Origin of the sequence: Demequina lutea, from assembly GCF_013409005.1 — a bacterium.
GTDB classification, from domain to species: domain Bacteria; phylum Actinomycetota; class Actinomycetes; order Actinomycetales; family Demequinaceae; genus Demequina; species Demequina lutea.
Genome location: NZ_JACBZO010000001.1, coordinates 690,189 through 703,922, shown reverse-complemented (window position 1 = coordinate 703,922; position 13,734 = coordinate 690,189). Strand labels below are relative to the sequence as shown.

The window sequence follows — 13,734 nt, the reverse complement described above, 5'->3', positions numbered from 1 at the left end:
CTTAACCGTAACCACCGCATTCCGGGCAGATCGACTGCCACGCCGCACTCGTCGGCCTCCGGGCCCTACGGGCGGAAAGTCACGCAACAATGCGCGCCGACTTATCCAGCCGACGCGCATCGTCAATCGAATTGTGAAGCCGCCGCGAGCCTCTCGTCAAGACCACGGCGCGATCGTGATCTATCCGAAATCAAGGGGCCTCGCGAATGAGATCCATCCGGACTGATCGGCGGAGCACCTTCCCGATTTGGGAACGCGGGAGTTCGTTCAAAATAACGACCTTGCGGGGCAGCGCATACTTCGCGAAGCTCTCGGAACACCACTCGCGCACGGCCTCGAGGCTCACAGGCTCGTGACCCTCCTCCGGGACGATCGCGGCGATCACGGTCTCACCAAGATCACCGTGCGGCAGGCCGACGACGACGACGTCGCTCACTCCAGGCATGAGCCTCACGTGGTCCTCCACCTGGGACGGATAGACCTTGAAGCCGCCCGACACGATGAGCTCCTTAAGCCTGTCCACCAGCACCACGAAGCCATCTTCGCCGATCTGCACCACGTCACCCGTGCGCAGCCAGCCGCCTGGCAACAGTTGTGCGGCCGTCTCTTCGGGGAGGTTCCAGTACCCGGAAAAGACCTGGGGCCCCTTGATGAGGAGCTCGCCGGACTCCCCCGGCTCGACGTCTTGAGACGGGTCCTCCGGGTCGACCACCCTGATCTGAGTGCTCGGGTAAGGGATGCCTAGTGTCCCCGGCCTGCGTGCGCCGGTGAGTGGGTTGCCAACGGCGACGGGAGACGTCTCGGTGAGCCCATACCCCTCGATGACGAGGCCCCCGGTGAGTCGCTCCCAGCGCGCCGCGGTCTTGGCGGAGAGCGCCATCGACCCCGAGAGCGCGACGGAGAAACTGGTGAGGTCGGCGCCCTTGCTCTCGGCCGCGTCGGCGATCCTGTCGAGCATCGGCGGCACGGCGGGCAAGAACGTACCAGGCCTGCGCTTTTGCGCGGCCAGAAAGAGATCGGCGGTGAACTGCGGAAAGACGACAAGGGTCGCACCGATTCGCACGGGGTAGGACAGGCCCAACATCATGCCGAACGCGTGGAAGAACGGAAGGACGCCGTAGATGACCTCGGTCGCGGGTTGAGCGCCCGTCCACGCGGCACTCTGCACGGTGTTGGCGACGATGTTGCGGTGAGTGAGCATCGCGGCCTTGGGCGTACCCGTGGTGCCGCCGGTGTACAGGAAGGCGGCCACGTCCTCGGGGGAGGGGCACTCGACATCAGAACTCAACGGCTTCGCATTCGCGACGATCGTGTGCCAGCGTGGACGGCCAGGGAATGCGGTAGTGGTCATCTGGCCGCGCAGCGTGCGCGCCTTCTTCACAGGCAGGTGCAAAGCGAGCCGCTTGAACGTAGGCAAGTCCGCGGAGAGGTCAACGGGGAACGTGGCATAAGAAGGGACGCCCTCTTCGGCGACCACTCGCTCCAGTGTCTTGTCCCATGCGATGAACACCGTCGCGCCCGAATCGGCAAGCTGGCTGGCAATTCCATGCGCCGCGAGCGTGGGGTTGATGCTCACCACGATGGCGCCTAGCCTCAACACCGCGTTGAACGTCACGATGTGGGTGGTGCAGTTTGGCAAGGCGATGGCAACCCTGTCGCCCTTGCGGACGCCGCGCTCGTGAAGCAAACCGGCGGCGCGGGCCACGTCCGCTGCCAGTTGCGCGTACGTTGTCGTCGCGCCCAGGAAGTCGATCGCGATGTGATCAGGCCATGATGCGGCCGCGCGGTCGAGCCCATCGACGAGGGTCTCGTACGGAATGTCAACCTCGCGAGGTACCGAAGGGGCGCGTGCCGCCTCCCACAGTTTTTGAAGGGTGTCCACGAGTAACCGCCGATCCGGGTGACATGCTTGCGTTCGAGACGTCACGAGTGTGGGCGCCACGGCCCCTGTGCGCCCACCCCACGTGGCGATAGCCGTTGCGTTCGGTAACCATTATCCACTGTACGCCTAACCTACGGTTCCGTAGGTGGGAACCTCAGTCCAGGGCGCTGCGGGGTGCGCGGTGGCGAGCGCAGCCCCCAAGGTTCAGTTCCGCACGGAGTGCGCGCCGGCACGAAACAGCCGCGCGGCGTCCGAATCGCTTGGTATGGCGAAATCCGTCGCCCACTGCCCGGCTCCGATCGTCACGATGGTGGCGTCGGGGTATACCGGGTGGGCCGAAAGGTTGAGACGGTCGAGCGCGCCGAGCGGTATCACCAAGCGTGAAGACGAGTAGTCCGGATTGCGGCCCCGCACGAGCGATGCGTTCCGACCCAATAACTCCATCGCATCGACGTCCGCCACTAGCGCCGCGCCGTGCAGGGTCATCGGTGACGCGGCATGCGACACGCGCAGAAGGGCTCCTTGAAGTCCCACGACCACTGGGTGCATGCGTCGACTCCCATGGGACGCCCAGACGACAAGGCCCGGGTTGTCACTATGGAGTTCGAGAAAGCGGCTCACCAGGTGCGTGTCGACACACCCGGGATCGGGCACCGACGCGACGCCCGCGACAGCATTGCCTGCGGCGACGAGCGCCATGCCGACTGGGCCCGCCGGCCTCACGGCCGCGACCGCGCGCAGTTGGTCGACCAACCGGGCGACCTTGGCGTGGGCCGATCCGTTATACGGCACGGCGATCAAGGCCCCCGTAGTTGTCGAGACGGACAGTCGCCCGTCCAAAAGGTTGAGGTCGTCCCTGATGGCAACCACGTCGGCCAACGGAACGGCAAGGACGTCATATCCGCGACCGTCGCCCGCACTCGCTCCTCCCGTGGGCTCCACTACCCGCCTGCTGAGAAGGGTCAACGAATTCCGATCCAGGATCACGAGAAAGTCGTAGAGGTCCATGCCCGCGGTGGCGTCCCTGCGCGCGATGCCGCGAGGCACCTTGAGCACCGCTCGGGTGGCGCTCAAGTCGATCGGGTGGGAGCGAAACACCCTCGGTACGTCTTCGGGGACGGTGATCTCGTCGATCCACGGTCCGAAGCGGTCATATTCGCTCACGTCGGCTGCGGTGGGGCTCATAACCCCTCGGGTCCGCCGAAGATATCGGTGAGGGTCCTCCTCATCACCTCGGCGTCGGCGTCGAGCCCCATCCAGAGGCGAATCCCTATCACCGCCTGGTTGACGAGCATCCCGAGGCCATCGATCGCAGTGCAACCGCGAGACTGGGCCTCCTTGACAAAGGCGGTCCGCGGCGGGTTTGGGATGACGTCGGCGACGATCATCCCTGGCGTGAGCGTGTCGTAGTCAATATCCGGCTTGGCCTCCACATCGGGGAAGAGCCCGACGGAGGTCGCATTGATCAAAATCTCCGTTTCCGCCGGGACCGCAAACGCCTCGGTCCAGCGAGCGACCGACGCGCGAACCGCCGTGCGCTCGCACAGGTCGCCGACGAGGGCCTCGCCCCGCCCCGCGTCCCGGTTGACCACGAGGAGATCACCGGCTCCCGCGAGCGCGAGCTCAAACGCGATGGCACGGGCGGCTCCTCCCGCGCCGAGGACGACGATTCGCTTGCCACGCGGATCCACGAGGCGCCGCAGCGACGTGAGGAATCCCTGTCCGTCGGTGTTCTCACCGATCAGGCGTCCGTCGCGGATCACGACGCAGTTGACCGCGCCGATGAGCGCCGCGGACTCGGCGAGTTCGTCGAGGTACTGAATCACGGCGACCTTGTGGGGCAATGAGCAGTGGAACCCCGCCCAGCCCATCGCGACGGCCCCACGCACCGCATGTTCCAAGTCGGCGGGCGCGACCTCGCAGGTCATGTACCTGGCGTCGAGACCCGCGTGGCGATACGCCGACTCCACCATCGGGCCCGTCGGGTTCTCGGCCGCAGGGGACGCGAAGAGTCCGGTCAACTTGCTGAGGAAGCTATCTGGCGCAGTCACGGGGGTTCCTCCGTCGAATATCGCATGTTCGCGGTGACCGACTCCGGACGCCTCGGTCTTCGCGGTGCCCGCCGGTCGCCATCTGATTCTACGGAAACACTAAGTGCACCTGGCCGGATTCGAACCGGCGACACCCGCTTTAGGAGAGCGTCCTTGGCTGCTTCGGACTTCTGCCGTCGCTTGCGAAACTGTGCGGTTTCCGAACGAGTTCACCCAGCCATGTGTCCGGTCGCCGGCGGACGTCGTTGATCGTTCGCGGTCACGCCGTGGATGAAAGTTGGATGACGGCCCACCGGCAGCGCATCTGGCTCGTCGGAGAAGTTCTCGTTGACGAGTTGCAATTCGGGGATGCGGTTCTCGTAGCAGAGCGGCACGCATGTTGAGCGCCACGGCGTCGTATTGGCGGCGGTGTCCTTCGTCAGTGATGACGATGATGTCTGCATGCTCCGAAACGACAGGCATCTCGCGCCCTCCGCCAACCTTGGCCTCAGGCGGGATGGCCCCAGCATCGGCAAACTCACAGTGCCACTGGATGTCGACCGCAATCGTCTAACGGGCTGGCGAAAGCGCGGTGTACCGGTGGTCAGGATATTCGCGGGAGGAACAGTCGCTGCCCCGGTCACCACCGACACATTCGTGTCGTGGGATGATCGGTCTGGAACGAGTGGTGCCCCGAACAACACGCCAGAAGGGACATTGATGGCCTCCACCCCCGATGATGCCTTCGTGAATTCTGGTCGTCGCGAAACCTCTCGTCTCTCCGAAAGTGCTCTTGTGGGTCGATCCAGCGAACTCACGCTGATCGATCAACTGCTTGATCGCGCCCAGACGGGCAACGGCGGGGCGGTGTTGATCGAAGGGGCAGCTGGGCTGGGCAAGACACGACTGATCGCGGAGTGTGAGGCTCGTGCGCGGTCGCGCGGACTGACTGTGGTCGATGCGCGCGCGATTGTCCCTGAGCGTGGAGTGCCGTTCTCTACCGCGTTACAACTCTTCGAAACCCCTGTGGCGGCTGCCGGTACGAACTCGGCCCTCTTCGATGGGGCGGCCGCTCTCGCAATGCCACTGTTCTCCGGCCACTACGCCGACGCGATCGAAACACCATTCCCGTTGCACCACGGATTGTTCTGGCTCACTGTCAATCTCACCCAATCCGCGCCGCTGCTGATCTGCGTCGACGACGCACAATGGGCCGATGAAGGGTCACTCGGCTTCTTGCACTACCTCGCCCGCCGAGTCAACGAATTACCCATCGTTTTGGTCGTCGCCGCGCGACCGGGGAGCGCGGGGCAGCGACCTCCGCTACTGACCTCGATGATCGAAACCTGGTCGCATGATCGCCTGCACTTGTCACCGCTGGCCGCCCCCGACGTAGCTTCCTTGGTACGGGACCGGCTGCCGCTCGCCGACTCGTCGTTCTGCGACGACTTCTCCGAAATCACTGGGGGCAATCCGTTTTACGTCCGGGAGATTCTCAAGACGCTGGACAGGGAGGCCCTCGAGCCGACAGACCATTCATCGCTGAGTCTGCGCGATGCCGCGGTCGAATCGATCGGCCATGCGTCCCTGTTCCGCCTTTCGCGGCTAGGCACCGACCCGATCCTGGTGGCTCGGGCGCTCGCGGTCCTCGGCGACGGGTCAACCCTCAGACAGGTTGCCGCTCTCGCTGATCTCGACCAGACTCGCGCGGCCGCGGTTGCAGATGCGCTCATCACCGAGGAGTTGTTCGTCGTCGGTGCGACGCTGTCTTTCGCCAACCCGCTGATTGCCGGGCTCGTTTATGCCGAAATACCGACCGTTCAGGCTTCGCTAGCACATGGGCGCGCAGCGCGGCTGCTCGATAACGATTCCGTCGGAGTGGAGATCGTTGCCGCCCACCTACTGCTCGCGGCGCCCAACGCAGACTCGTGGGTTACCGAGAAGTTGCGACAGGCCGCTCAGCGAGCGCGGGCTCAGGGCGTCCCGCGTGTGGCCGCCGAACTGCTCTCAAGGGCGAAAGCGGAACCCCCAGCGCCGGCTGACCTGGCGGACGTCCTCGCGGAGCTCGGTAGCGCGGAATCCGCGGCTGGTCTGATTGGTGGCGTCGCACACTTGCGAGAGGCAGCAAACCTGCAAACCGATCCACGGAAGCGAGAAGTCACGCGTCGCGAACTGGTCAGGGCACTCTCAGCTCGAGGTCAGCAACGCGAGGCCGTGCAGATTCTCGAAGAGGCCATCGAGGAAGGTATCGAGGAACCCGGGCCGGCACTTCTGGCCGAGTACTTCGTCAACGCCACCTTTGAATCGGGAATGCGACAGCGCGCAATTCAGCGCATTCACGAGGCGGTCAGAACTCTGCCATTGCACACGGGTCCGGCCGAGCGCGGACTGTTGGCGACCTTGGCGATGCGCTCCGGCCAGGAGGGTGCGCCGGCGGTCGATACTATTGAACTCGCCCGTCGCGCATGGTCCGATGGGGCCATCCTGGCCGAGCAAGGCCCCGACGGCCCGGGCTGGCTGATGACCTTCTGGGCGCTGGAACTCGCGGGCGATCATCACCAGGCGCTCGCGATCACCACGGCAGCACTGGACCTCGGGCGAGCGACCGGCTCCATGGAAGCCGTCGCGACGGCGAGCATGTTCAGCGCCTGGACGCGAGCAAAACTTGGGCAAATTCTCGATGCCGAAGCCGATCTGTCTCAGGTGGACATTGCCGAAGACCTTGGGTGGCGCCGCTACCTCGTCGCCGCGTTGTCACGCAAAGCGGTACTTCAGGTGTGGCGCGGAGATCTCCAAGCTGCCGATGCGACGTTGTCCAGAGCGGCTGAGCGTGATCTTGGAGGTGGGATGGAGACTCCTTGGCGCCTTCACGCCGCCGGGTTACTGGCAATGGCTCGGCACGATAACGCGGGTGCGCTGCAGTTACTCACCGAAGCCGGCGACTGGTTGGCTGAGAACCTCGACGTTGACTACACCGTACTGAACTGGCGGACCGATGCCGCGCGTGCCGCGCTCGCACTGGGCGAGAATGATCGAGCACGCGAGCTCATCGAACGCGATGAAGCTCTGGCTGAGCGTTGCGGCTCGGCCGCACATCTCGGCCGTGTGCTTCGAGTACGGGGGCTAATGGTCGGCGGCGATGAGGGAGCGGCGCTCCTGCGTGCGGCGGTCACACATCTGGAAAGCGCGGGAGAGGCTCATGAGCGCGCCGAAGCACTGACGGACCTCGGTGCGCTGATTCGCCGACAAGGCTCGAAGGTCGCCGCTCGCCCGTATCTATTTGAGGCGTTGGACTACGCGGTGAGCAACGGAGCCAATGCGCTGGCGGAGCGCGCTCGAGATGAGCTTTCTGCCAGCGGAGTACGTGGGCGGCCCGACCGCATTTCGGGGCCGACGACACTCACCTCAAGCGAGCGCAGAGTCGCGAGGCTGGCGGGGGTCGGCTTGACCAACACTCAGATTGCGCAGGCGCTTTTCGTCACGCCCAAGACGGTGGAGTACCACCTCCGGCACGTGTACCAAAAGCTTGAGATCTCTGGCCGAAAGCAGGTGGCGGCCGCCCTCGCTGGCCCGCAACCGGATGGATCTGAAGTAGTCGATCCCGGCGTTCTCGACTAGCGAGTCACCTCCGGCGAAGTGGGAAACCCTAGGGTCGGCCCCTAGGGACAGTCGAGGGCTGGCCCGCTTTGATTGGCGGGAGGGGCCGTCGGGTGAGCCAGATGGCCGAAATCCCGAATGCCAAAGTGAGGTAACCCGATGGTCGGCCCTATCAGTCGAAAGTCCCGTTCAGGAGGCATCATGCCAGGAGTATCGCTTCACCGATTTGGCACAGCAATTACGGTTGCCGCACTTGTTGTGGGGGTCACCGTCCTTGCGACAGCACCCGCAAACGCTGTGGGTGCGGCGACGAAACTCGCGTTCACCGTTTCTCCCGGTAACACCACGAGCAACAGCCCGTTCGTCAATCAGCCTCAGGTTGCCGTACAAGATGCCGGCGGCGCCCAGACCGCCGGTACGGATCCGGTGACGCTGAGCATCACGACTCCGGCTGGGGCCGTATTGACTTGCGACGCAAATCCCACCAATGCGGTTGCTGGTCTTGCTTCCTTCGCTGGCTGTCGCATCGACCAGCCTGGCACATACACCCTGACAGCGGCTTCCGGCGCCCTGACATCGGCGGTCAGCAGCAGCTTCACCATCGCGGCAGGGACGTTAACGCTGAGCCCTTCATCCGTCACCCTCAGTGATTTCAAGAATGGGGCCACCGGTTTCACCATCACCGCCACGGGCTTTGTGCCCGGTGATGCGGCGATGGTCTTCGGCCTCCAGAACGGAAATCTCTTCGAAATCACCCCACGCGACGTGACCGCGGATGCAACAGGAACGATCGTTGTGCATCATGCATATGATGCCTTGAGCGCCGATATTCCTGCCCTAGGAGCGTTGACCATTTCCGTTGGTTCCAGGACTTATAACCCGCCAGATGCCGATTTGACCATCATCGCTGATCCCACCACGCCACCTGCCGCGACTCCCGCCACGCCACCTGCCGCGACTCCCGCCACGCCACCTGCCGCGACTCCCGCCACGCCGGTCAAGACAAAAGCCAGCTTCACGGGTTAATCGCCGACAGTCGAAGATGATGCGCCAGGCTTAGGTGCTGCCTCTGCCTGGCGCATCTCTTTCGTTTCCACGCTCGGCCTTGGTCGCCACCTGTTCGTACCGCGTCGATCCACCTCCGAAAGCCATTCGAATGACACCGCGCCCTTTCGCTTGCCTCGTGCCCGTGACGTCGACGCTTCTGACCGGGCTGTTGCTTGCAGGGTGCAATCCAAGCACCCCGATGAGTTCTCCTTCGCAGCATCCACAAACCCCGTATGTGACACCGTCACCTGCGCGTGTGACACCGTCACCTACGTATGTGACACCGTCACCTGCGCCGCCTGCCGCCCCCGCTTCGGTCGGAACGTCGGCCACCGCAAACTCTGCGCAGGTCACTGTGTACGGCGCGCCTGGCGGAGCAATTGCCACCACCCTGAGCAACCCGCAGCCGTCGGGCGCGCCGCTCACCTTCCTCGTGGCGGCCAAAGAGGGCGCGTGGCTGCAGGTTGATCTCGCGCAGCGCCCGAACGGAAGCACCGGGTGGATCAAGGCAGACGCCGTCACCCTGCACAGCCTGCAGTACAGCCTGCGTGCATCCACCGAGCAGAACACGTTGTCGCTGTACAAGAATGCGACGCTCGTGAAGACCTTCACGATAGCAACGGGAACTGGCGGCACCCCCACCCCACACGGATCGTTCTACCTCACGGAGCTGCTCGCGCCGACCAACACCGGTTACGGCCCGTATGCGTTCGGGCTCTCAGCCTTCTCCGATGTGTTGAATAGCTTCGGCGGAGGACCCGGGCAGATCGGTTTGCACGGCACCGACGACGCGGCGAGCATCGGCCGGTCGGTGAGCCACGGCTGCATCCGCCTCACCAACCCGGACATCACCGAGCTCGCGAACCTACTGCCGCTGGGGACACCGATCTCGATCGAGTAGCGGCTGCTCCCGCTGCCGCTTCTCTTGCCGCATCGATGAGCTCCTGGTAGAGCTTCTCCGTCGCGGACCTGACCCGGGCGGGCGCGGAATTAGTTGCCTTTGGGCCAATCGTTAACACGTTAACGATCTTCAAAAGGACTAACCTCCCTGCGCCCACGCCGGTGGCGGAAGGCCGATGCCCGATGCGCGATGCGCGGTGCCACGCGGTGGCCCCCACGTTGGCGATTTGTGGGTGAGTGCGCAAGTCGCGTCGACCGGGAGGTCTTGGATGCATCAAATCTCGATGCACCAAATCTCAGGTGCTTCGTAGTGCGCCTGGCCGGATTCGAACCGGCGACACCCGCTTTAGGAGAGCGGTGCTCTATCCCCTGAGCTACAGGCGCGTGGGGTTTCAGGGAACAAGGTTACCGGGTCCGCGAGGCTACCAACGCGCGTGAACGTGCTCGCGAATCGAGTCGTTGTAAATTCGTGCCAGTTCGGCCATGACGTCGTCGGGCAGGCTCGGCAGGTCTCCGACGGCGGCGTTCGTCACCGCTTGCTCCACGGTGCGCGCACCGGGAATCGCGGCGGTCACTCCCGACTGCGTCAGCCAGCGCAAGGCGAGCTGCGACGTCGTCCACCCCTCCGGAACCACGGCCGCCACTTCGCGCGCCGCACGAACGCCCAACTCAAACGGGACGCCCGAGAAGGTCTCCCCTACGTCGAACGCTGCGCCTTCCCTGTTGTAGGTCCGGTGATCGTTCGCGGCGAAGGTCGTCGATTCGTCGTACTTGCCCGATAACAGACCCGATGCGAGGGGCACTCGCGCCAGGATTGCGACACCCGCATCGGCGGCACGCCCGATGACAACCTCGAGGGGCTTGCGGCGGAACACGTTGACGATGATCTGGATCGAGGCGAGACCTTCCTCGCCGAGCACGTGAAGCGCCTCATCCACGGTCTCGACAGACGCTCCCCACGCCCGAACCACACCTTCGTCCTGAAGCGACCTGAGCGCGTCGAACGTTTCCGGGTTCTTGAGCACCTCGGTGGGTGGGCAGTGCAACTGAATCAGGTCAAGGGTGTCGACGCCCAGGTTCTGTCGCGAGCGGTCCGTCCATGCCCTGAACGCGTCGAGCGTGTACGCGCTCGCCACGTGAGGGTCGGAACGCCGACCCATCTTGGTGGCAACAAGGAACCGATCGCGATCGGCGCGCGAGGCAATGAAGGCTCCCACCGCTCGCTCTGATCGGCCGTCACCATAAACGTCCGCCGTGTCAAAGAGCGTGACGCCCGCGTCGGCAGCAGCGCCAAGGATCTCTTGAGAGAGTTCGTCGCTGACGTCGCCCCAGTCTGCGCCGAGTTGCCAGCAACCCATACCAATTTCGCCGACGGCTCGGCCAAGCTTTGTCACGGATGTCGAACGCATGGAAACATGCTCCTCAGTGATGAGGACTAGACCCGAAGGGCTCTAGCCCGTCACGCGAATGTAGACCGGGTTGACCTGCCAGATGGCGCGGAACTGAATGGTCTTGCCCGGGCGTGGAGAATCGATCTGAAGGTTGGGACCTGCATAGATGCCCACGTGTCCGGGGGTCACGATGATGTCTCCGGGCTGGGGGGAGTTCACCCTCGTGCCGACGCCGAAGTACTCGCCCGTGACGCGGGGCAAGGAGATGCCGAACTGGGCGTAGACGTATTTCACAAAACCAGAGCAGTCGAAGCCCGTTGAGGGCGAACTGCCGCCACTGCGGTAGGCGATGCCAACATACTTGGAGGCTTCGGCGATGATGCTGGATCCCGCGATGGCCTGGGCGACGTCCGCGCTATTCGCGACGGTACGTGCGGAAACCCGAGGACGATACACGACGACGGGCTTGGGGTTGACCGTGACGGTCAGTGCAGGCGTTTCTACCTGGAAGGAGGCGTCCGCTTTCGCGGCGACAGGCGCACCAATCTGCGCGACCTCAGATACGTACTTGGTTCCCTGAATGGCAACCGCCGCCGCATCTGGAGTTGGCGAGTTCGAGCCAGAGATCGCGACAGCCGCCGCTCCAGAAAGGGGCACCACAACAAGTGCCGCCCCGATAGAGACCGCCATCGCGCGCGACTTAGCGCGCATATATCCGTACCTCAAATTCAAATCCTTTCGCGCTGACAGCGCTACACAACGACCCGCCGATCATCTCGCCACTCACGTGACTCGATCGCTACCGCATCGTCCGAGGGGTTCTTCCCTGTCTTAATGTCTGGTCTAGGTTACCTGGTCAGGAGCCTACTTTGCTGTCTGTCCTAACGAACAAGTGGCGCGCAACGTCCCCGTCAATCACGATGGTGCCGCGCTCCGTCGCGATCTCGACGCCATCGGGCACCTCCGCAAGGCGGAGTAAAGTCCCAGGTAGAAGGCCAATTGCGACGACGTCTTCGAGGAATCCTTCGAGTGCCTGGGGGCCCTCTCCAATGCGAAAAAGCATGCAATTGGTGCCCCCATTTTCGACGTAATCAGCCATCGAAAGCACTCCCGGCGGGGCTTCAGCCCCGGTCTTGTGGACATCGCAGAGCTCGCTCAGGCCCGGAATCGCGTTGCCGTAGGGCGACCTTCTCTGGTGGCCAAGCATCTCCACGAGGCGGCGCTCAACCCGCTCGCTCATGACGTGCTCCCACCGGCACGCCTCGTCATGAACGTCGGTCAAGGGAAGCCCGATGATGTCCGTCAGCAACAACTCCGCCAGCCGGTGCTTGCGCATCACCCGCGTGGCCCTCGTGAGCCCCTCGTCGGTGAGGCGAAGGGTGCGGTCGCCCTCGACGACCACGAGTCCGTCCCTCTCCATCCTGGCAATGGTCTGGGACACCGTCGGGCCCGCATGCCCCAACTGCTCGGCGATGCGCGCCCGCAGCGGAGGGACACCGTCCTCGAGCAACTCGAAGATGGTCCGCAGATACATCTCGGTGGTATCGATGAGGTCCGTCATTGCGAATGCCTACCCATCCCGCGGTAGACCCACCCCGCGTTCGTCCAGGCCTCGGCATCGAGACAATTGCGGCCATCAATGACGACGCTGCGCGCCGCGACCTGGGCCAGCCGCACCGGATCCGCGTTCTTGAACTCTCGCCACTCCGTGGCCACGATGACGAGCTCGGTTCCGCTCACCGCGTCTTCCATGCCATCCGCGAAGTGCAAGGTCGGCCACGCGGCGGCGGCGTTCTTCATTGCCTCGGGGTCGTACACCCTCACATCCGCGCCCATCAGGTGCAGTCGGCCAGCCACGTCGAGCGCGGGAGAGTCCCTCACGTCGTCGCTATTGGGCTTGAAGGCGGCGCCAAGCACCGCGATGGGGCGGCCAACGACCTTCCCACCAAGTTCGCGTGCCGCCATGTCGACCACGTGATCGCGACGGCGCATGTTGACGGCGTCGACCTCGTGCAGGAACGCGAGCGCCTGGTTCACCCCGAGTTCCCCCGCCCTGGCCATGAACGCCCTGATGTCCTTGGGAAGGCAGCCTCCGCCAAAACCGAGGCCCGCACCAAGGAACTTACGGCCGATGCGCTCGTCATAGCCGATCGCGTCGGCCAGTTCCATGACATCGGCGCCCGTCGCGTCGCAAATTTCCGCGATCGCGTTGATGAACGAGATCTTGGTTGCGAGGAACGCGTTTGCGCTCACCTTGACGAGTTCCGCCGTCGCGAGGTCCGTGACGAGGAAGGGCGTGCCGCGGCCGATCGCGTCGGCGTACACGATGCGAGCCATCTCCTCGATGCGTCCGGGGTGGTTCTTGTCGATTCCAAGCACGAGCCTGTCGGGTCGCAACGTGTCCTCGACGCCAAAGCCCTCTCTCAGAAACTCGGGGTTCCACCCCAGGTCGACGGCGTCGCCCGCAGGCGCAAGCTCGCGCACCCTGGCCGCAAGCCTTGCCGCAGTGCCAACGGGCACCGTGGACTTCCCGAGGATCACTGTCGGCCGCTTCAGCAAGGGCGCCAAGCCGTCGATGACCGCATCGACAAATCTGAGGTCGGCCGCGCTCTCGCCCTTCTTCTGGGGCGTGCCCACCCCAATGAAGTGCACGTCGGCATCGGCCGCCTCGCGGGCGTCCGTGGTGAAACGGAGCCTGCCCGTCGCTACGTGCTTGCTGATGAGTTCGGGAAGCCCTGGCTCGAAGAACGGCACCTCGCCGCGGGCAAGAGTCGCCACCTTGGCCGCGTCGATGTCAACACCCACGACGTCGTGCCCCAGCTCGGCCATCCCCGCCGCGTGGGTCGCCCCCAAGTAGCCCGTGCCAAAGACCGAAACTCGCAAAGTC

The 13,734-nt window shown here is 64.4% G+C and carries 11 protein-coding genes and 1 tRNA gene; 3 read left to right on the top strand and 9 right to left on the bottom strand.

Annotation, left to right across the window (positions count from 1 at the left end):
- Positions 1 to 190: 190 nt before the first annotated feature.
- From BKA03_RS03440 to BKA03_RS15180, 4 genes are all read right to left on the bottom strand, one after another.
- Positions 191 to 1,882, bottom strand: coding sequence for an AMP-binding protein (locus BKA03_RS03440; protein ID WP_062074635.1), 1,692 nt, complete (start codon positions 1,880 to 1,882; stop codon positions 191 to 193).
- Positions 1,883 to 2,086: 204 nt separating this feature from the next.
- Positions 2,087 to 3,067, bottom strand: coding sequence for a hypothetical protein (locus BKA03_RS03435; RefSeq protein WP_062074636.1), 981 nt, complete (start codon positions 3,065 to 3,067; stop codon positions 2,087 to 2,089).
- Positions 3,064 to 3,933, bottom strand: a complete 870-nt coding sequence (gene aroE / locus BKA03_RS03430) for a shikimate dehydrogenase (RefSeq protein WP_062074637.1) — start codon at positions 3,931 to 3,933, stop codon at positions 3,064 to 3,066. Before aroE ends, BKA03_RS03435 begins: the two co-directional genes overlap by 4 nt.
- A gap of 209 nt (positions 3,934 to 4,142) precedes the next feature.
- Positions 4,143 to 4,376 carry a hypothetical protein gene (locus BKA03_RS15180; RefSeq protein ID WP_062074638.1) on the bottom strand — a complete coding sequence of 78 codons (234 nt, stop codon included), beginning with the start codon at positions 4,374 to 4,376 and terminating at the stop codon, positions 4,143 to 4,145.
- Between the two features lie 256 nt (positions 4,377 to 4,632).
- Between BKA03_RS15180 and BKA03_RS03420 the strand changes: the two genes are divergently transcribed.
- The 3 genes from BKA03_RS03420 (at position 4,633) to BKA03_RS03410 (ending at position 9,457) form a co-directional block, all read left to right on the top strand.
- Positions 4,633 to 7,530: a helix-turn-helix transcriptional regulator gene (locus tag BKA03_RS03420; RefSeq protein ID WP_179397689.1), complete on the top strand. Its 2,898-nt coding sequence runs from the start codon at positions 4,633 to 4,635 to the stop codon at positions 7,528 to 7,530.
- Positions 7,531 to 7,710: 180 nt separating this feature from the next.
- Positions 7,711 to 8,535 carry a hypothetical protein gene (locus tag BKA03_RS03415; RefSeq protein WP_062074640.1) on the top strand — a complete coding sequence of 275 codons (825 nt, stop codon included), beginning with the start codon at positions 7,711 to 7,713 and terminating at the stop codon, positions 8,533 to 8,535.
- Between the two features lie 298 nt (positions 8,536 to 8,833).
- A complete protein-coding gene (locus BKA03_RS03410) occupies positions 8,834 to 9,457 on the top strand; it encodes a L,D-transpeptidase (protein WP_238579390.1) in 624 nt (207 codons plus the stop codon).
- A gap of 310 nt (positions 9,458 to 9,767) precedes the next feature.
- Here BKA03_RS03410 and BKA03_RS03405 read toward each other — a convergent pair.
- The 5 genes from BKA03_RS03405 to BKA03_RS03385 form a co-directional block, all read right to left on the bottom strand.
- Positions 9,768 to 9,840: transfer RNA gene (locus BKA03_RS03405), tRNA-Arg, on the bottom strand.
- A 38-nt stretch (positions 9,841 to 9,878) separates the two neighbouring features.
- Entirely contained in the window at positions 9,879 to 10,865 is a 987-nt protein-coding gene (locus BKA03_RS03400; protein ID WP_062074642.1) for an aldo/keto reductase, read from the bottom strand.
- A gap of 42 nt (positions 10,866 to 10,907) precedes the next feature.
- The gene (locus BKA03_RS03395; protein WP_083971391.1) at positions 10,908 to 11,537 is read right to left on the bottom strand and encodes a C40 family peptidase; all 630 of its coding nucleotides are present in this window, start codon (positions 11,535 to 11,537) and stop codon (positions 10,908 to 10,910) included.
- 166 nt (positions 11,538 to 11,703) lie between these two features.
- Positions 11,704 to 12,408, bottom strand: coding sequence for a metal-dependent transcriptional regulator (locus BKA03_RS15510; protein ID WP_062074644.1), 705 nt, complete (start codon positions 12,406 to 12,408; stop codon positions 11,704 to 11,706).
- Complete coding sequence (locus BKA03_RS03385; protein WP_062074702.1) at positions 12,405 to 13,730, bottom strand: UDP-glucose dehydrogenase family protein; 1,326 nt, start codon at positions 13,728 to 13,730, stop codon at positions 12,405 to 12,407. Before BKA03_RS03385 ends, BKA03_RS15510 begins: the two co-directional genes overlap by 4 nt.
- Positions 13,731 to 13,734: the final 4 nt, after the last annotated feature.

Bases quoted from the DNA above. Each gene is read 5' to 3' on its own strand.
- BKA03_RS03435 (WP_062074636.1), bottom strand. From the start codon at position 3,067: ATGAGCCCCACCGCAGCCGACGTGAGCGAATATGACCGCTTCGGACCG.
- BKA03_RS15180 (WP_062074638.1), bottom strand. From the start codon at position 4,376: ATGCAGACATCATCGTCATCACTGACGAAGGACACCGCCGCCAATACG.
- BKA03_RS03420 (WP_179397689.1), top strand. From the start codon at position 4,633: ATGGCCTCCACCCCCGATGATGCCTTCGTGAATTCTGGTCGTCGCGAA.
- BKA03_RS03415 (WP_062074640.1), top strand. From the start codon at position 7,711: ATGCCAGGAGTATCGCTTCACCGATTTGGCACAGCAATTACGGTTGCC.
- BKA03_RS03400 (WP_062074642.1), bottom strand. From the start codon at position 10,865: ATGCGTTCGACATCCGTGACAAAGCTTGGCCGAGCCGTCGGCGAAATT.
- BKA03_RS03395 (WP_083971391.1), bottom strand. From the start codon at position 11,537: ATGGCGGTCTCTATCGGGGCGGCACTTGTTGTGGTGCCCCTTTCTGGA.
- BKA03_RS15510 (WP_062074644.1), bottom strand. From the start codon at position 12,408: ATGACGGACCTCATCGATACCACCGAGATGTATCTGCGGACCATCTTC.